Origin of the sequence: Mesorhizobium onobrychidis, assembly GCF_024707545.1 — a bacterium.
GTDB lineage: Bacteria > Pseudomonadota > Alphaproteobacteria > Rhizobiales > Rhizobiaceae > Mesorhizobium > Mesorhizobium onobrychidis.
In genome coordinates, this window is the sequence record NZ_CP062229.1 from 2194152 (window position 1) to 2212042 (window position 17891).

Annotated in this window: 20 protein-coding genes and 2 pseudogenes; 8 read left to right on the forward strand and 14 right to left on the reverse strand. The window is 59.9% G+C overall.

Going from position 1 to position 17891, the window contains the following annotated elements; translation table 11 throughout:
* Positions 1-305: 305 nt before the first annotated feature.
* From IHQ72_RS10785 to IHQ72_RS10800, 4 genes are all read right to left on the reverse strand, one after another.
* Positions 306-491, reverse strand: a complete 186-nt coding sequence (locus IHQ72_RS10785; RefSeq protein WP_077380219.1) for a DUF3606 domain-containing protein — start codon at positions 489-491, stop codon at positions 306-308.
* Positions 492-621: 130 nt separating this feature from the next.
* The gene (locus IHQ72_RS10790; RefSeq protein WP_258122429.1) at positions 622-915 is read right to left on the reverse strand and encodes a DUF1488 family protein; all 294 of its coding nucleotides are present in this window, start codon (positions 913-915) and stop codon (positions 622-624) included.
* A 13-nt stretch (positions 916-928) separates the two neighbouring features.
* A complete protein-coding gene (locus IHQ72_RS10795; protein WP_123149587.1) occupies positions 929-1264 on the reverse strand; it encodes a hypothetical protein in 336 nt (111 codons plus the stop codon).
* Positions 1265-1396: 132 nt separating this feature from the next.
* Positions 1397-1519, reverse strand: a complete 123-nt coding sequence (locus IHQ72_RS10800) for a hypothetical protein (RefSeq protein ID WP_258122430.1) — start codon at positions 1517-1519, stop codon at positions 1397-1399.
* Positions 1520-1836: 317 nt separating this feature from the next.
* On the opposite strand from IHQ72_RS10800, the gene IHQ72_RS10805 reads away from it, so the two are divergent.
* Entirely contained in the window at positions 1837-2130 is a 294-nt protein-coding gene (locus tag IHQ72_RS10805; protein WP_123149695.1) for a hypothetical protein, read from the forward strand.
* A 296-nt stretch (positions 2131-2426) separates the two neighbouring features.
* Here the strand turns inward: IHQ72_RS10805 and IHQ72_RS10810 are convergent, their stop codons facing one another.
* The 3 genes from IHQ72_RS10810 to IHQ72_RS10820 all read right to left on the reverse strand — a co-directional run bounded on the left by IHQ72_RS10810 (position 2427) and on the right by IHQ72_RS10820 (position 4796).
* Entirely contained in the window at positions 2427-2642 is a 216-nt protein-coding gene (locus IHQ72_RS10810) for a hypothetical protein (RefSeq protein WP_254022074.1), read from the reverse strand.
* Positions 2643-3373: 731 nt separating this feature from the next.
* Complete coding sequence (locus IHQ72_RS10815) at positions 3374-4564, reverse strand: NADH-quinone oxidoreductase subunit D (RefSeq protein WP_258122431.1); 1191 nt, start codon at positions 4562-4564, stop codon at positions 3374-3376.
* A 73-nt stretch (positions 4565-4637) separates the two neighbouring features.
* Positions 4638-4796, reverse strand: coding sequence for a hypothetical protein (locus IHQ72_RS10820; protein WP_258122432.1), 159 nt, complete (start codon positions 4794-4796; stop codon positions 4638-4640).
* A gap of 602 nt (positions 4797-5398) precedes the next feature.
* On the opposite strand from IHQ72_RS10820, the pseudogene IHQ72_RS10825 reads away from it, so the two are divergent.
* The 7 genes and pseudogenes from IHQ72_RS10825 to IHQ72_RS10855 form a co-directional block, all read left to right on the forward strand.
* Positions 5399-5761: pseudogene (locus IHQ72_RS10825) on the forward strand (protein-L-isoaspartate O-methyltransferase family protein); the annotation flags it as partial.
* Positions 5762-6400: 639 nt separating this feature from the next.
* Positions 6401-6511, forward strand: a pseudogene (locus IHQ72_RS10830) (IS6 family transposase); the annotation flags it as partial.
* A 320-nt stretch (positions 6512-6831) separates the two neighbouring features.
* Positions 6832-7269 carry a hypothetical protein gene (locus tag IHQ72_RS10835; protein WP_258122433.1) on the forward strand — a complete coding sequence of 146 codons (438 nt, stop codon included), beginning with the start codon at positions 6832-6834 and terminating at the stop codon, positions 7267-7269.
* A 648-nt stretch (positions 7270-7917) separates the two neighbouring features.
* Positions 7918-8232 (forward strand): co-chaperone GroES, encoded by a 315-nt coding sequence (locus IHQ72_RS10840; RefSeq protein ID WP_095491317.1) that lies wholly within the window; start codon positions 7918-7920, stop codon positions 8230-8232.
* 50 nt (positions 8233-8282) lie between these two features.
* Positions 8283-9917 carry a chaperonin GroEL gene (gene groL / locus IHQ72_RS10845; RefSeq protein WP_258122434.1) on the forward strand — a complete coding sequence of 545 codons (1635 nt, stop codon included), beginning with the start codon at positions 8283-8285 and terminating at the stop codon, positions 9915-9917.
* A 166-nt stretch (positions 9918-10083) separates the two neighbouring features.
* Positions 10084-10449 (forward strand): 4a-hydroxytetrahydrobiopterin dehydratase, encoded by a 366-nt coding sequence (locus tag IHQ72_RS10850; protein WP_095491315.1) that lies wholly within the window; start codon positions 10084-10086, stop codon positions 10447-10449.
* A gap of 35 nt (positions 10450-10484) precedes the next feature.
* Positions 10485-10811 carry an antibiotic biosynthesis monooxygenase family protein gene (locus IHQ72_RS10855; RefSeq protein ID WP_095491314.1) on the forward strand — a complete coding sequence of 109 codons (327 nt, stop codon included), beginning with the start codon at positions 10485-10487 and terminating at the stop codon, positions 10809-10811.
* A gap of 328 nt (positions 10812-11139) precedes the next feature.
* On the opposite strand, the gene IHQ72_RS10865 is transcribed toward IHQ72_RS10855, so the two are convergent.
* The 7 genes from IHQ72_RS10865 to IHQ72_RS10895 form a co-directional block, all read right to left on the reverse strand.
* On the reverse strand, positions 11140-11811 hold the full coding sequence (locus tag IHQ72_RS10865) for an RraA family protein (protein ID WP_123149320.1): 672 nt from the start codon (positions 11809-11811) through the stop codon (positions 11140-11142).
* Positions 11812-11824: 13 nt separating this feature from the next.
* A complete protein-coding gene (locus IHQ72_RS10870) occupies positions 11825-12835 on the reverse strand; it encodes a C-terminal binding protein (RefSeq protein ID WP_123149321.1) in 1011 nt (336 codons plus the stop codon).
* A 19-nt stretch (positions 12836-12854) separates the two neighbouring features.
* Complete coding sequence (locus IHQ72_RS10875; protein ID WP_123149322.1) at positions 12855-13349, reverse strand: lactoylglutathione lyase family protein; 495 nt, start codon at positions 13347-13349, stop codon at positions 12855-12857.
* Positions 13346-14344: an ABC transporter permease gene (locus IHQ72_RS10880; RefSeq protein WP_123149323.1), complete on the reverse strand. Its 999-nt coding sequence runs from the start codon at positions 14342-14344 to the stop codon at positions 13346-13348. Before IHQ72_RS10880 ends, IHQ72_RS10875 begins: the two co-directional genes overlap by 4 nt.
* Positions 14341-15807, reverse strand: a complete 1467-nt coding sequence (locus IHQ72_RS10885) for a sugar ABC transporter ATP-binding protein (protein WP_258122435.1) — start codon at positions 15805-15807, stop codon at positions 14341-14343. Before IHQ72_RS10885 ends, IHQ72_RS10880 begins: the two co-directional genes overlap by 4 nt.
* A gap of 119 nt (positions 15808-15926) precedes the next feature.
* The gene (locus IHQ72_RS10890; RefSeq protein WP_123149325.1) at positions 15927-16976 is read right to left on the reverse strand and encodes a sugar ABC transporter substrate-binding protein; all 1050 of its coding nucleotides are present in this window, start codon (positions 16974-16976) and stop codon (positions 15927-15929) included.
* A gap of 30 nt (positions 16977-17006) precedes the next feature.
* On the reverse strand, positions 17007-17879 hold the full coding sequence (locus tag IHQ72_RS10895) for an SMP-30/gluconolactonase/LRE family protein (protein WP_123149326.1): 873 nt from the start codon (positions 17877-17879) through the stop codon (positions 17007-17009).
* Positions 17880-17891: the final 12 nt, after the last annotated feature.

Genomic DNA, 17891 nt, shown 5'->3' on the forward strand with positions numbered 1-17891 from the left:
CTTTCATACAGCCTCCAAACCCACTGCCTTATTTGGACAATGGTTTTTTTCAGAGGGCTCGCGATTTGCATCTAACGCGACCTCCACTTGGAATTCGATGTACAATTACGATCTAGAGCGGTTCTCAGCTAGGCGGGATAGGCGTTGACCGTACCGTCGCAACTCACTCTCCAAACGGAACTGGAGCGCTGTCTTCAATTCCTCAGCAGTGCCGATGCCGTTGTTGAAAAGCGCCATGATTATGCCTGCAGCCTGGTCACACTCAGGCGTGCTTGGCTCTATGCCAGCCTCACGGCAATACACGATCAAACCTTTCGGGCAACGAGTTCCTCTTCGATCTTTGCGCGGTTGTTTCCATACTTTTTTACCAGCCTGAGGGCATCAGCCCGTTCGAGATGGTGCTTCTTCATGAGGTACCCGACTTCATAGTCTTCGCCACCGTCGACCCGTGCTCTGTCTTGCGGACCACGCTTTGACTTGTCGTCTGCCATGACAACCTCCATGGGCGATCGCCTCGCCCAAACGTGTCAAGGATAATCCTCTAATCGTCGGGGACAAGGACGTAGTCCCCAACCATGTCGAAACCGCACAACTCCGCGGTCGCAGGGATAAGCCGATCCCTTACGGGGAACGCTTTGCTCGTCCGCCGTCGAAGCGTTGAGGTCTTCTGGGCTGGTACACGTTCTTGCGGCCGTGGGAGTAAACTTTCCGCGCGACATCACGAATGGAGTCCCGTGATGCATCGAAGGTCGCCAAATAACCCGCTTCGGCTGTGGCTGCTTCCGGTTTTGCGTTCGCGAGCGCTTCGATCTCAATCAAGAACAGCATTTCAAACATGCCATTGTAGCCGAGAAAATGGAGGTATTGTCCGGCCTCGTCGTAGCTGCGGCTTCGGTTCGGAAAAGTCAGCGCCAAGGTTGAACATACCTCAAGCCGTTAAGAACCGCGTAGCGAACGTCTGTTGCAGGCTCGCGGCCTTGCGTCTCTTCGCATTGTGCGCGTTCAGAATTATCATTCTGGTAGTGGCATCTGTTTTGCTGAGCCCAGCCATGGATCGGCTTCCCATATCTGCCGGTGCCCCGGTGAAGACGTGATAGATCGTCCATGACCCGTCCGGCTCTACGCGCCGGCCGTAGTGATAATTCATATCGTATCGATCCGAGGCTCCGCCTTCGTTCTCCCAAATGCTGATATCAACAGCATCGCGAATGCTGATATCAACAGCATCGCGATTTTCGCGGGCTTTGTCGTTGGTGTCGTTCATGGCGGTGCACCTCTTGGGTGGGATAATCAAAGATCCCTATGGTAGAACTAGACCAGCGGCCTCCAGCGAAGCCCGCGCTCTAGAAGCGCCACTCCAGGACGTTTGGCCGCCAGTCGCTACCGACGTCTGGACTTACCAGGTGATGCCGAAAAGCGTCAAATAGACGATGATGCCTATGGCAATCGTGACCGACGCTCTTACGAATAAGCTCTTGTAGTCGTAAAGGTAAACCTGAGCAGGGATATAGGTTTTCACAGCGGCCTCCTTTGTTTTGTTATTTTTTCGGCCAGAAAATCACCCTATCACACAAAGAGCCTCCATAATAGTTTTTTTGGAGCTTTCCTGGCGGAAGCGGCTTAGCGGCCAAAACAGGGCATTCGGCAGCTAGCGGTTCTCCAGACAAGCGGCAGTTAAACCGCAATTGGCGCATACCGTTCGTGTATCGTTCTTTTGGCCATGCTTGCTATCGCGGCGTCACAGGCTCTCGACCCGCCAACTCCCCAAATCATCGATTTTGAAAGGGCTGCGTCGCTTCGCGAGCGCAATAATCTGCTCTTTCCAGGGATATGCAAATGAACACCCGCACAAAGCACACGACCGTGAAATTCACGGCACCATTCTCGCTGGGAGGCGTCGATGAGTTTCAGCAGCCGGGCGATTATGCAATCGACGAGGACGACGACTGGATCGACGGGATTTCCTGGCTCGCCTACCGGCGTGTCGCCACCTTCATCCATATTCCCGCCGTCTCCTCGACTCTCTATCTCGCGAGCCAGCTTGTGGGTATCGACCATTACGAACTCGAAGCTGCGTTAGAGCAGGATCAGGAACAGGCGCTAGGCACAATCAGGAGGATCCAGCAATGAACGTTCATCGTTTCGCCGTCGGGCAGTCGGTCAGATGCTATGGTCAAAAAGATAGCCAAGGCCGCACATACTAGTGAGCGGCGAGACGAGAAACCATCGGGACAGAAGTAATGTCTGGATCTTTCGAGAAGGGGTATTTGGACGGTTGGAAGACGGTTTCGCCCGGCATCCTACCCGGCATCCCAAGCCACTCCATCCCCGCAGGCAAGACCGAATACCAAGCCGGGTTTGACCGAGGCGTTGAAGTGCGAAGGAACGGAAGCGGCCTACCAAACCCAAGTAGGCCCGCCATTCCCCTACGGCTGGGTAGCGTGGCAACCCCGCATCATCCGGCTAATCAGGTGTTTGTCGGCGTTCTCTTGGCCGGTGAGTTCGCGCACCAGATTCTTGGCGTGCTGAATCCTGTGCGCTTTGGTTACCCGTCCTTCCTCGACCGAAGCCTTGAAGGCGTCGCACAGAATGTCAAAGTCGTGAGCGGAGATAAATCCGTCTGAGCGGCTGTCGTTTTCCATCACATAACTCCCATAGGGGGCGGGAGTACGATCTACGCTCTCAAGCGCGAGCGCCCGTTCAGTGGCCAGCGACATTAGGACTGTACGCTTTCGACAATCCGTTAGCGAGTCATTATGTGCCGGCATGTCACCGGTATTGGTGAATCCGTTCGCTGGGAAGGCACAAAAAAACCCGCTTTCCAGAGGGGATGTTTGAAAGCGGGTTCGTAGCCACCGGACGCGGCGGGGGGGCCGCCCGGTCTCTATCCACATATGCGCGAAGTGTTGGTTCCACGGCTGGGTAGCGTTTGGCTCGCGTCTAGCCTTCCACACTCTGCAAGCCGCGCCGATGGCGCTTGCAAGGACGACGGGAGAACACCATCTAAAGGTTGATAGCGAACAAGCTGGAAACGTCGGTTCGAGTCCGGCGGCCCCGACCAATCGGGGTTTCGTCTAAGGGTTAGGACGCCACACTTGATAAACGCCGCTTCCTTCCGGTCGAGCGGCGTTTTCGTATCTTCTGTAAAAAGCGAACGAACGGCCCGCCTTGTGAAAGGGCGTGCCGTTCTTTTCGGATTTGTCATTCCCTGACGGCTGGGTAGGGTCAACTTGGCCTGCTGCCTGTCCACTGAACCGGCAGCAGGCCAGAGAGACGCACTCCGGCGGGCTTTTTTTGTGCGCGACTTCGATAAACCACGGATGATCCTGCGATTGTAGGCCTATCTTCCAGCAGCCGAGATGTGCAACTCGGCTTAACGATCGATCTCTCCGAACACGATGTCGAGCGAACCAATGATCGCAGAGACATCCGCGATCATGTGGCCCCGACACAAGAAATCCATTGCCTGCAGATGGGCGAAGGAGGGTGCTCGGATCTTGCACCGGTACGGAACATTGCTGCCATCGGAAATCAGATAAACGCCGAACTCACCCTTCGGTGCTTCGACCGCAGCGTATACCTCTCCGGCGGGCACGTGATGCCCTTCCGTGTAGAGTTTGAAATGATGGATCGTCGCTTCCATCGAGCGTTTCATCTCGGCACGCGACGGTGGCGTGATCTTTTGATTTGGAAGTGCGACCGGCCCCCGGCCTTCCGGTGAACGCAGCTTTTCCAGACATTGCTTCATGATCCGAACCGATTGGCGCATTTCCTCCATGCGGACGAGATAGCGGTCATAGCAGTCGCCGTTCTTGCCGATGGGAATGTCGAAATCCATCTCGGGGTAACATTCATATGGCTGCGCCTTGCGCAAATCCCATGGTGCGCCCGACCCGCGCACCATGACGCCGGAGAAGCCCCAGGCCCAGGCGTCGTCGAGGCTGATCACGCCTATGTCGACGTTGCGCTGCTTGAAGATACGGTTGCCGGTGAGCAATTCGTCGAGGTTGTCGCAGACCTTGAGGAACGGGTCGCAGAAATTCCAGATGTCGTCCAGCAGCTTCGGAGGCAGATCCTGGTGCACGCCGCCGATCCTGAAATAATTCGCATGCATGCGGGCGCCGGAAGCGCGCTCGTAGAAGACCATCAGCTTCTCGCGCTCGGCAAAACCCCAGAGCGGCGGGGTGAGTGCACCGATATCCATGGCTTGCGTGGTAACATTGAGGAGGTGCGACAGAAGCCGGCCGATTTCGCAAAAAAGGACACGGATGAGCTGTCCGCGCCGCGGAACCGATATTTCAAGCAGCTTCTCGGCGGCGAGGCAGAACGCATGCTCCTGATTCATCGGCGCGACGTAGTCGAGCCGGTCGAAATAGGGCAGGGCCTGCAGATAGTTCTTGTGCTCTATGAGCTTCTCGGTCCCGCGATGGAGCAGGCCGATATGCGGATCGACGCGCTTGACGACCTCGCCATCGAGTTCAAGCACGAGCCGCAAGACACCATGCGCGGCCGGATGCTGCGGTCCGAAATTGATGGTGAAGTTGCGAATTGCGGCCTCGGCCATGGCAATCCTTCCGGCCTCGTAGTTCGCAGTCGATCTCGAATGCCCGATGCAAAGTGCGGCGCCTGACCGACGATCAAATCAAGTCGTCGTCTGGGCCATCGTCACCGATGTTGGCAGCGACCACATGCGACGAATCCAGCCCGACCGCTGCCGACACCGACACGGCAGGTGGCGTCACATCGATCGAACTTTGCAGAATATACAACTCTTCCGAGCTCGTTTGGGTAATCACGGCATCGACCTCCGATTTAATTTCCGGAGACAAATCCTCGATGTCGATGACCGCTACGCTCGTGAAGTCTGGTCACACAAAGTTGCCGGAGCCTGGGTTACATCTGGGGGAAGTTGCGCGCCCGGGGATTGAGCGTAAACTGGCGACGCCACGCCAAGTGCCAAGAGGACGGCGATTGTCGTCTGCATGCGCATGATCTTTCCGTTCCCGTTTGCTCGAAGGAGGATCATCTTGATGGCAACAAAGAGTATCCCTTAGTTGTGGCCCTCGGCTGCTACAGATGTGGCCAAATGGTGAAAGCCGTGCCTCGGAGCTGTTGCCTTGGACATGTAAATCGTGAGACCGGTAATTTGCTGGGGTAGTGTCTACAGGGATTGGCAGCAAGGTCCGATGCAACACGGTCGTTTTCGTCATGGACGCGACGATCGAATGGATTACCTCGATCAAGGGGCGGAATTTACCCCAGCAAAATTACCGGTCTCCCCCCGAGGATGGGCCGAACGCCTTGCCAGGAAACTCAGGCTCTGATGAGATAGCAGGGCTCCGAAAGCTCACGGCTTCGGAGCAGGTAAGGTACCGATCCGCATCGGCGCCGCTCCATTCAAGCCGCAATCCTCGCGGAACTCGCCGGGCAAGTTTGGAGCGTCGAAATCATCGAGGAATTCGCAAGCTATGCCGGGGCTCTCCTGCAGGGCCTCGGCACCTCCAATGTCGGCATTCGTGTCGGAGACGGGTCTCGCGGCTGGCCTGAGCACGCCCCATTCGACAAGATCCTGGTCACCGTGGCGGCTGAACGGACGCCGCCGGCTTTGCTTGAGCAGCTCAAGCCAGGGGGACGCCTGGTACTGCCTGTTGGATCTGAAGAAGTCCAGTTACTGACTGTCATCGACAAGGACGCGGCAGGGCAACTCGAGGTTCGGAAACTCATCCCAGTTCGGTTCAGTCGGCTCGAAACGGTCACATGAGGGGTGCGGCTGCGCGGAGCCGTGCTGGAAGATCAGGATAACGCGCGCCGCATCGATCATCGCCGATCTTTTGACATCCATGCCGCAACGCTACTCGTCGAGCACGCCTGCAGCCGCCGGTCGCAGCCGCTGGCGATCATGCCGGCGGGTCGTATGCGCGCTTCTCAAAGACCCTTATCCAGCCTACTGTGTGCCTACCAGAGGGCAAATGGGTCGCTCATCTGGGAATGACGGCCAAAGGCTCAAGGAATTCGCCCAGTGGCCAACACCTAGCGGGCAGGAGGTAACGATGGATCTCAAGGACAGGCGCCTCTGGTACGGCGTGGTAGCCGTGATCGTGGTATTGGTCGTGATTGCGTATGCGGCTGGTTGGTTTGGCGGCACACCGATACCAGCGCCGCAGCAGTGAGAGCGATCGTCATTCTCGCTTGGCGGCAGCTGACTGCTCAGTCTCTAAAGGTCGAAGGAAGGGACACCTGATTGGCTGTTTCGCTGGTTCGGCTACCATCCTGACGACGCACAGCCTGGACCGTTTTTGAGATGGCTTCCGCTCAACTTGTTGGACGGACCGGTCCTTGGATCGCGCGCAATCCGCAACACTCCGCCATCGGGCCGGGTAACTTCGATAATGGTTTCGACACGGACAAACTGCGATCCTACGGAGTAGCCAGGCGCCAGGTCATGCCGGAAGTCGTACACTGGAGCCACAAGGGCCCAACGACCGGGCGGAGAACTCGCATCAGCCCGGTCTTCGGCGGTTTCGAAGCTCATCTGCCACTCGCTTGATCCCGCTGCCCCGGCCAGCAATGGAGCCGGGGCACTCCAGCACAGACTCTGCCCATCGATCACCTCGATCGGCACGGACCCCAGACCGACATCGTCGAACAGCCGCGCATGTTGACCGCGTTCGCCAATTGAACTGGCCGAACCCTTGCGAAGCCTCCGCATTTTCGTGGGGGAAGCCCTCCCAGCATCATCGTGATTGGACTTCACAATCGGTCGGAGTCACGCTGGCCGCAGGTATAAGAAGGATATGGGTGGGCCAACTATCGTCCGAATAGGAGGCTAAAATGAAGCACCAGACGCTTGAGCAACTGCAGATCGTCGCCGAGATCGATCAGGACTACCCGCGCCAGGCCATGTCGCGCAGCGAACGTCTTGAACGCTGGGCGGAGCTCCTTGACCGGAACCCTGACCGGCGCCTCTCGACGCTGCACCAGACCGAGTATCAGCCGGCTAGGGCGCGCGCGGCCATGCGCGGCGACGGCTCGCCGATCGCGGTCGCTTTCGAGGATCCTGTCCTCCGCGCCGCCGGGTTGGAAAACGACAACTACGGCGAAGCGAAGCGGTTCTTCGAACTGACCGACAGGCAATTGCATGAGATCATCTGCTATTGTCATTTCGGCGCGACGGTGAGCGCCGTAACGGCCGCCCGTCACATCCGTGCGGCGATTGCCGGGAGACAGCCCGGCATGTTCGCTCGGATGCGTGAGGCGTTCATCGGATAAAGCCGGCATCATTGTTGAAGCGGCTCGCATGGAAAGCAAAGCACGCCGCCGCAGCAAGCGCTCCCCACGCGGGGAGGCTGCGTTGCATGAGGGGGTGCGGCTTTCCGCAGGAGCACGCCGACGCCCCTCCTGCATCTTTTCCATCCGAACCGGAAAGATCCCAATGCTGCCAGTACATCCGTGGTCAGCGCCAGTACATCCGTGGTCAGCGCCGTGGTTCAAAGGCTCCAACAGAGCGACATGCGCGCCGAATAAGCGCTATACATTCGCTGTCGGAAAATTCGGTGCTTCATGGCGGGTCGAAGGTCGCGGACCTATGTCGATCGGGACCGCGAAAGCCAAATCGGCCAAATCCACGCAATCTATATATATGTCTCGATGCACATTCAATCAAGGCTCAATAGGTTTGGTTCGTAATTGCTGATTAATATAGTCTGTTGTCGGCAAAATTAAGAGAGATGTATTACGATAAAATTGCTTATTGCTCCGCTTTTCGGACGGCCAAAAGCGCCGGTAACAACGACTGATTTACATTTCAAATATTTTCGGCTTGAGGAATTAAAAATTTGGCACTCCTATCATTCGAGTGCCAAAGGGGCTATGTTAAGTGTTGCAGTCGCTCTATGTGCGGCGGCAGAAAGAACCCCAATGAAATTCCGGCCACTCCACGACCGCGTCGTCATTCGGCGCGCGGAAGGCGATACCAAATCCAAGGGCGGGATCATTATTCCCGACACCGCCAAGGAAAAGCCTCAGGAAGGCGAAGTGATCGCCGTTGGGCCCGGCTCGCGTGACGAGAGCGGCAAGCTGATCCCGCTCGACGTCAAGGCCGGCGATCTCATCCTGTTCGGCAAATGGTCCGGCACCGAGGTCAAGATCGACGGCGAGGATCTCCTGATCATGAAGGAGAGCGACATTTTGGGCATCGTCGAGAAGACCAAAGCGGCCAAGAAAGCCGCCTGACCGGGCGATTTCCGATCCCGCAATTTCAAGACTGAACTGGACGTAAAATCATGTCTGCCAAGGAAATCAAATTCGCTACCGATGCCCGCGACCGGATGCTTCGCGGCGTCGAAATTCTGAACAACGCCGTCAAGGTGACGCTCGGCCCCAAAGGCCGCAATGTCGTCATCGACAAGGCCTATGGCGCGCCGCGCATCACCAAGGATGGTGTCGCCGTCGCCAAGGAAATCGAGCTTGCCGACAAGTTCGAGAACATGGGCGCCCAGATGGTGCGCGAAGTGGCCTCGAAGACCAACGACCTTGCTGGTGACGGCACGACGACAGCCACGGTGCTGGCCGCTTCCATCCTGCGCGAAGGTGCCAAATTCGTTGCCGCGGGCATGAACCCGATGGATCTCAAGCGCGGCATCGACCTTGCTGTGGCTGCCGTGGTGAAGGACATTCAAGCCAGGGCCAGGAAAGTCAAATCTTCGGACGAGATCGCCCAGGTCGGCACCATTGCCGCCAATGGCGACGTCACTGTCGGCGCCATGATCGCCAAGGCTATGGACAAGGTCGGCAATGATGGCGTCATCACCGTCGAGGAAGCCAAGACCGCCGACACCGAACTCGACGTCGTCGAGGGCATGCAGTTCGACCGTGGCTATCTCAGCCCCTATTTCGTCACCAATGCCGAGAAGATGCGCGTCGAGCTGGAGGACCCTTACATTCTCATCCATGAGAAGAAGCTCGGCAATTTGCAGGCGTTGCTGCCGATCCTCGAAGCTGTGGTGCAAAGCGGTAAGCCGCTGCTGATCATCTCGGAAGACGTCGAAGGCGAGGCGCTGGCGACGCTGGTCGTCAACAAGCTGCGCGGCGGCCTCAAGGTCGCAGCCGTCAAGGCGCCAGGCTTCGGTGACCGGCGCAAGGCGATGCTGGAAGACATTGCCGTGCTCACCGCCGGCCAGATGATTTCCGAGGATCTCGGCATCAAACTCGAGAACGTCACGATCGACATGCTCGGGCGGGCTAAGCGCGTGCTCATCGAGAAGGATACGACGACGATCATCGACGGCGCCGGCGAGAAAGCCACCATCCAGGCGCGCGTCCAGCAGATCAAGTTGCAGATCGAGGAAACGACCTCGGATTACGACAAGGAGAAACTCGAGGAGCGGCTGGCGAAGCTGGCTGGCGGCGTTGCTGTCATTCGCGTCGGCGGCGCGACCGAGACGGAAGTCAAGGAAAAGAAGGACCGCATCGATGATGCGCTGAACGCCACTCGTGCAGCCGTGGAAGAAGGCATCGTTGCCGGCGGCGGTGTTGCGCTTTTGCGCGCCAAGGCAGCTTTGACTGAGCTTACTGGCGCGAATGCTGACATGACGGCAGGTATTTCGATTGTGCTGAGAGCACTTGAAGCGCCGATCCGCCAGATTGCCGAGAATTCCGGCGTTGAAGGTTCGATCGTCGTCGGCAAGCTGTCCGACAGCAAGGATCACGATCAGGGCTTCGACGCCCAGAACGAAGACTATGTCGACATGATCAAGGCCGGCATTGTCGACCCGGCAAAGGTGGTCCGGACAGCACTGCAGGATGCCGGCTCGATTGCCGCGCTCCTGATCACCGCTGAAGCAATGATCGCGGACATTCCGCAGAAGGTTTCGCCCGCTATGGGTGGCGCAGGAGGTATGGGCGGAATGGACTACTGAGCGGCGCCTGAGACTATAGCCAGGACGACGGAAGGCCAGCGACGCGGGCACATGCGAGCCGATATCTCGGCGATCATCGGTTCGCTCGACATCGTGTTCGGGGAGATCCATCGATAGGCTCGTCGCTGTCGTATTTGCTGCTAAAAATGGTCTTGGAGACAAGAACATGACCGACACTCTTGCCGAGAAAACATGTACGCCTTGTCGCGGCGGCGTCCCGCCGCTCACGCGTGATGAAGCCCAACGCTTCCAGGCACAGGCTCCCGATTGGGAGCTGGGTGACGATGCCCACCGCATCCAGCGAAGCTTTCGATGCCGCAATTTCCGGGACGCGCTCGCCCTTGTTCAGGAGATCGGTGAGCTCGCCGAAACCGAAAGCCATCACCCCGACATCAGCTTCGGCTGGGGTTATGTGACGGTTTCCCTGAGCACCAAGAAGATAAAAGGACTGCACGAGAACGATTTCATCATGGCGAGCAAGATCGATCGGGTGTTCGATCGCTCGGGCCGGCCCCTCGACCGCCAGCAGTGACACGGCAAATCCATCGCCAATCTAGCGAGGTTTCCATGACAGAGATCCGAACCGGCAACCAGCCCGTCACCCAAATCACCATCGTCGATTCTGAACCGGACAAGCAGACCGAGGCATTGTCCGTCATGACCGAGCGGGCGCGCTTTATGGCGCGCCAGCCTGGGTTCATCTCAATCAGCCTGCATCGCAGCCTCGACGGGCGGCGCATCGTCAACTACGTCCAATGGCAGAATCGCGATCTCTTGCGATCGGCTCATCAATCGCCGGAATTCCGGAAGGAGTGGGGTCACTTCGATCAGTTGACGGACGAGATCGATCCCAATCTGTACGAGGTAGCCCAGGTGATAGATGGTGGTCAGTAGCCGTGCTGTTCAGGTGACCTGAACAGCACGGCCGAGACAGCTCGACATAAGCTGGCGAATTTGAGCCACGACGGCCATGAACGATCGCATTGTAACCGTTTTCGGCGGATCCGGCTTTCTCGGCCGCCGGGTCGTTCGGCATCTCTGCAAGCGCGGGTTTTCCGTTCGGATTGCATCAAGGCATCCGGAACGGGCCAAGATAATTGATGATACCGCTGGTGATCGATTTACGTGCCGATATTGATGCGTCTCTCGCCGTGCACGGGCGAACGGCGTCGCCAGAGGACAAGCATATAGGGGCCGGCCGGACGCGAAAAGGTCCTCGGTCTCAAAGACGACCGAACTCGTTAAGCAGCTCTTCAAGTGTTTTCCCTTGGGCGACCCATTCGCGGGTCTTCTGTTCGCGCGCTGCCTGTTCGCGCGCGAGCTCCACGACCGTTTCGGCGCTGGCTACCGGCACGACGGTCACGCCGATTGTGTCGGCAACCACGAAATCGCCGGGATTGATAGGTACGCCGCCGCATTGAATTGGCACGTTGATCGAGAGCTCATCCTTTCGGCCTGAATACATTGTGTGCGTGCCTCGCGCCGTGATGGCGCGGGCCCAGATCGGCCAGCCGATCGCCTCAAGCTCGTCGATGTCGCGGCCGGAGCCATCGATGATCATGCCGCGAATGCCGCGGTTCCTGGCGAGCCCGCCCATCAGCCCGCCGCACACCGAGGTCTGCCGGTCGCCGCCCGCGTCGACGACGATGATGTCACCATCCCTGCCCATCTCGATTGCCCTGAGCGGGTCAACGAGGTCTCCCGGCGAGAGCTGGACCGTGAGGGCTTGGCCGACGATTCTCGCCGGAAACGGCGGCTTGATCTCCGAATCCATCACGCCCTGACGGTATTGAGCGTCGGCAAAGACGCATGAGGCGCTGTAGCATTTGGCGACCTCTTCGAACTTCGCAAGCAGCACCGGCTGCCGCTCGAAATCGTTGAAAACCTTGAGCATCGCATGACCTCCCTTATCTTCGAGCCGGCGTTCGCGTCAGCTCTACTGCGTTAACCGGGTTGAGCGGCATGCCGCCGGTCAGCACGCGCGCGACTTCAGACGCGGCGGTTTCGCGGGCAACCCGGATCGACTCTTCGGAATAGTACGCCGTGTGGGGCGTCACGATGACGTTGGCAAGCGAGAACAGCGGATTGCCGCTTGGGTTCCACTTGGCGAGCTTGGCCGGCTCCTCTTCAGGATCATCCAGGCCGGCGCCGGCGATGCGGCCTTCGGTCAGCGCCCGATAAAGCGCGCGGTTGTCGATGGTTGGACCGCGGCCGGTATTCACTATAATTGCCCCCTTCTTCACTTGGCGGAATTCCGCCGCGCCCAGGAAATGCCGGGTCTCGGGGGTTATCGGCACCTGCATCATCAGATAGTCGGAGTTTTGGAGAATCTCTGCCTTGCCGACGCGGCGCGCGCCTTTCGCCTCGGCGACGCCCTTCTCGATGTAAGGATCGTATACAAGGATATCGACGCCGAAGCCTTTGGCGCGCTCGGCAATCGCCTGGCCGATCTTGCCGAAGGAGACAATGCCCATCGTGCGTCCCTTCAACCGATGGATCGGTTGCCCGGTCTGCCAACGCCAGATCCCTTCATGGGTCGCGGCGTTGTATTGGAAAAGCTTGCGGGCGAGCGCGAGCCACAGCCCGATCGCATGGTCGGCGACCTCGTCGGTGCAATAGTCGCGGACATTGGTGACAAGAATGCCCTTGGCGGTCGCCGCGTCGACATCGACGATGTCGACACCGATGCCGTAGCGGGCGATCACCCGGCAGCGCTGCATGCGTTCGATGGTCTTCGCGCCGATGCGGGCATACTGGTTCATCATCGCGTCGCAGTCGATCGCCTCGGCAGCCAGTTCCTCCTCCGACTTGGCCTGGAGCCCTACGACGCGCGCCCCGACTGCCTCCAGCACGGCCCGTTCGATATCCAGATTGCCGTAGTCGTAGTCGGTGATGACGACCTTGGGGTGTTCCGCCATGCCGCGTCTCTCCTGCGCTTCAGACGTAGGCGCCGGCCGAATAAGTGAGCTCATAGGAGTGACTGTAGAGCTCGATGATATTGCCGAAGGGATCCTCGCAATAGACCATGCGGTAAGGCTTTTCGCCCGGATAGTAGTAGCGGACCTGGCTCATCCGCTGGCGGCCGCCGAGGGCCTCGATGCGCTTGACGCGCTCTTCGAGATGCTGGTCCTGCAGGCAGATGTGGAAGATGCCCGGACGCCAGTATTCGAAGGGCCGCTTCTCAGGGCGAGTTTTGGGGAACTCGAAGAGCTCGATGCCGATGCCGTCGCCGGTCGAGAGGTGAGCGATCCGGAAACTTCCCCAGCCGGCTCCGAAGACGTCGTCGCACATCTGGCCGATAGCGCTGTCGTCCTGGCTGACCTTGGTCGGCCCCATGATCACATAACAGTCGAAGGCCATCGAGTAGAACTCGACTGCTCTTTCGAGGTCGGGCACAGTGATGCCGATGTGGGAAAAGGTTATGGCGGTCATTGATCTACCTTTCCTTTTTGTCCTGGCAAGGTGAGCGGGCCGACGATGAAGGCGAATGCGCGACCGATCTCGCCGCGCCACATGTCGACGCCGACCGCGGTCACGATGATGGCGCCGATGATGACGTTCTGGGCCGACGCCGGCACGGCGTTGAGGTTGAGCGCGTTCTGGACGATGACGATGGTAAGCGCGCCGATCACGGTGCTCACGATCTGGCCGCGACCGCCGGCGAGACTTGCGCCGCCGATCACTGCGGCGGCGATCGCCGAGAGCTCCATCCCAACGCCATAATTAGGCGAGCCGGAATTGAGCCGTGCGGCCATGAGCACGGCTCCGACCGCCGCCATCGCACCGGCAATGACGAAGGCAAGGAAGCGCGTGCGGGCGACATTGAGCCCGGAGAGCGCCGCGGCCTGCGGGTTGCCGCCGACCGCGTAGATCGTGCGGCCGAAGGCGGTGTAGCGCATGACGAAGAAGGCGAGTGCGTAAAGGCCGACGACGTAGAAGAGCGGCAGCGGCACCCCGAGAAGAGAGCCGTAGAAGATCGGCTCGAGCTTCGGGTGCACGGAGAATACCGGCGAGCCGTTGTTGAACATGAAGGCGATGCCGCGGAACGCCGAGAGCGCCGCGAGCGTGGTGATGAACGACGGGATACGAAGGTAGGCGGTGAGGACGCCGTTCACGGCGCCAAGGAGCACGCCGATCAGAAGGACGAGCAGAATCGCCAACGGCAGCGGCACGTCCCCGAATTTGATCGCCATGGCGAAAACCATAGTCATCAATGCGATGGCCGAACCGGGGGAAAGGTCGATGCCGCCGGTGAAGATCACGATGGTCGAGCCGATCGCAACGATCGCAACGATGCTCACTTGCAGAATGAGGTTGGACAGATTGCCGACATCGAGAAAGCGGTTGGTGGTGAGCGCGACGACGACAGCCACCAGGAGAAGGGCAGCAAGCGGACCGACGATCTGGTTGCTCACCAACCGCTTCATGCGGCGAGCTCCTCCTGGTCGGCGGAGGCCTTGACCAGGTCGGCCTTGTCGAGGCTCCTGGCATCGCGGATTGCGACGATCCTTCCGCGGCTTACAATGCCGATCCGGTCGCTCATCGCGAGCAGCTCGTCATAGTCGGAGCTGATCAGGATGACGCCCTTGCCGGCGGCTGTAAGCTCGTTGATGAGCTGATACACGGCGATCTTGGCCCCGACATCGATACCTTGGGTCGGCTCGTCGAGAACGAAAAGCTCGGCCTCCGCGAACAGCCACCGGGCAATCACGATCTTCTGCTGGTTGCCACCGGAAAGCTCGCCGACCAGCGCCGTCCCGGCAGTCGGCGTGATTCTGAGGCTCCGGATCAGGCCGTGGGCAAGCCGTCGTTCGCGGGCGTGGTCGAGCATGGCTCCGCGCGTGATCCGGCCGAGCCCGGCGATCGAGATGTTCTCGAGCCCGCTGAAATTGAAGAAGAGCCCGTCGGATTTTCGATTCTCCGGCACAAGCGCGATCCCGGCGGCGATCGCGTCGCGCGAGGACAGAAGCTTGAGCGATTTGCCGCGAAGCCGGATTTCGCCTTGCCGAAGCACATCGACCCCGAACAGGGCGCGGGCGATTTCGGTGCGGCCGGAGCCGAGCACGCCGCCAAGGCCGAAGACCTCGCCGCGGCCAACCGTAAAGCTAGCGCCGGCGACGCGGTTGCTCGTGTGGATGGAGCGCACGTCGAGGAGGGCGTCACCCGTGGCATTCGCCGCCTTGGGAAAGTGTTCGTCGACGCGGCCGACCATCTTAAGGACAATGGCGCTGATCTCGACCGGCGTTTCCGCTGCGTTCGATACCACGCGCCCATCCTTGAGGATCGTTGCTTCGTCGACGAGTTCAACGACCTCGTCCAGGCGATGCGAGATGTAGAGGATGATCCTGCCATCGTCCCTGAGGCGCAGGAGAAGGCGATGAAGCTCGGCGATCTCGTCGGGGCCGAGGGCGGTGGTCGGCTCGTCGAGAATGATCATCGAGGCGTTGGCCGCGATCGCCTTGGCGATCTCCACGAGTTGCTGGCCGGCGGTTGAGAGTTCGCCCACGATCGCGTCCGGGTCGATCGCGACGTGGATGCGGCCAAGCACGCGCCGGGCTCCCTCGCGCATTGCCGGCCAGTCTATCCGCCATCGGTTTCCCGGAAGCCGGCCGAGATAGATGTTCTCCGCGACCGATAGCGTTTGGACGAGCGAGAACTCCTGAAAGACCGTGGCGATCCCTGCGCGCCGCGCGGCGATCGGGTCGGAAAGCACGACCGGCTGGCCCGCACACAGGATCTCGCCCGAATCGGGCTGATGCACCCCGCATAGCACCTTGACAAGCGTGGACTTGCCGCAGCCATTCTCGCCGAGCAGGCCGTGAATCCGCCCGGCAACGAGGCTGAGCGACACGGAATCGTTGGCCACAACGCCGGGGAAACGCTTGGTCACGTTCCTCAGCTCCCAGACGGGAACGCTCTCTTCCATAGCTCTCCACGCGATCCTTGCTTCGCCCGACCGGGTGATCCGGCCGAGCGAGGGAGGTGCTGCTTAAGGAACATGAGTTCGTCTCAATACTGTATCGACGGCTTCGGATAGAGCTTGTCGGGCGCCTGCAGAACCGGCAGCACATTGGCCTTGTCGACAATCGTTGTCGGTGTTTCGACAAAGCCTCCTGCGAAATTGCCGTCGAGCACGTCGATCGCGACCTGCAACGCAATCTGGCCCATGACGAATGGTGTCGTGTTGACAGTCGCGGTGACCGTGCCTTTGCTGATCTCCTCGAGAGCGGCGGTGTCGCCATCATTGCCAAGCAGCATCAAGTCGTTTCGACCGAGCGACTTAGCGGCGAGTTGGGCACCCATGATCATGTAGTCGTTCGCGGCAAAGATGACGTCGACGTCCGGATGACCCTGGAGCAGGTCCATGCCGGCGGTGTTGCCACCCTCAACATTCCAGCCGCCGGGAATGCTCGCAACAATATCCACATTCGGCTTGCCCTTGACGGCGTCGAGGAAGCCGCCGACGCGCTCTGTCGAATGGTAGCCGGGCTGGCCTTCGATGACCGCGGCTTTCACCGATTTATCGCCGAGCCTCTCAAGGAGGTATTCGCCGATCTTATGCGTGCCTTTGCGTTGCGAATAGCCGACCACGGCATGGACCGGGGTCGGAAAGTTGGCGATGTCGGAGTTGACGATGACGACGGAGATGCCTTTGTCGACGGCCTGCTTGACGAGCGGAGCGGCGGCCGCCTCGTCATGGGTCGACAGGACGATGGCGTCGACGCCCTGGGTGATCACGTCCTGGATCATGCCCATCTGGCCGTTGATGTCGGCGCCGCTTTGCGGGGCGAGCATGAAGGTCTCAACATTGCCCTTCTCGGCCGCTGCGGTTTTGAGGCCCTCGCCGATGGCGATGTAGTAGTTGAACTCGGTCGCCGGCGGCATGTAGGCGATGCGGATCTTGTCCTTGCCGGCGCCCTTGGTGATCGGCGCCTGTGCGCCGGGTTGAAGCGGTTGCGGTGCGGCGTAGTCGATGGCGAGGGCAATACCGGTCGCCGTGAGTACTACGACCGCGCTTGTCGCTGCTATCGCGATCAACGATCGAAAGCTGAAGCTCATGCCTTTCCTCCCTTGGACGCTTGACGGGTTCTATCCGGCGAACGGCGCGTCCACGACGCCGCGCACGCCGGGTTTGAAAGCGAAGAGAGAGCCGGCCGTCGGCTCGGCGGCGATCTGCTCCCGCGTCGCCTCCAGTCGCGATGTGGTGATGTAGAGAGTCTCGAGCTCAGGCCCGCCGAAAGCGCAGCAGGTCGGCTTCAACACCGGCACCTCGACCACCCGGTCGATGCTCCCGTCGGGCAGGATGCGGACGACTCGCCGGCCTTCCCATTCGGCATTCCACACGGCGCCTTCAGCGTCGACGCACGAGCCGTCCGGAATGCCCGGCTCTCCCTTGAAATCGTTGAGGACTTGTCGGTTGCCTGGAACCCCGGTGCCCGGATCGTAGTCATAGACCCAGATGGTTCCGACGGAGGTGTCGGCGAAATACATGCGGCGCCCGTCGGGCGAGAAACAGGTCGAGTTGGCGCAGCCAACGCCGGTAATGATCGTCGTTACCGATTCGTCGGGATCGATCCGCAACACGGTCGACTTTTCCGGTCCGGAACCCTCGTTCATTCCGCCAGCGATGAATCGGCCCTGGCGATCCGTGCGGCCGTCATTGAGGCGCGTCGCCAGTTTGTCGGGCTCGAAGCGATGGATCGTCGCGAGTTCGCCGGTGCCGGGGTCGAAGAACGCCACCTCCTTTGCGAGGGCGAGAATGAAACCGCCTTTCTCGCGGGGCGCGAAGCAGCAGACGCGGTCCGCCATGGCGATTGAACCCGAAGCACCTGATGAGGGTTCGAGCCACCACAGACGCTTCCCGTGGATGTCCGTCCACCAGACCCGGCGGTCATGGTGGTTCCACAGAATTCCCTCGCCGTGCAGGTTACGGCAGTCGAGCGCGAGCTCGGCTCTGTCCATGTCTCCTCCCCG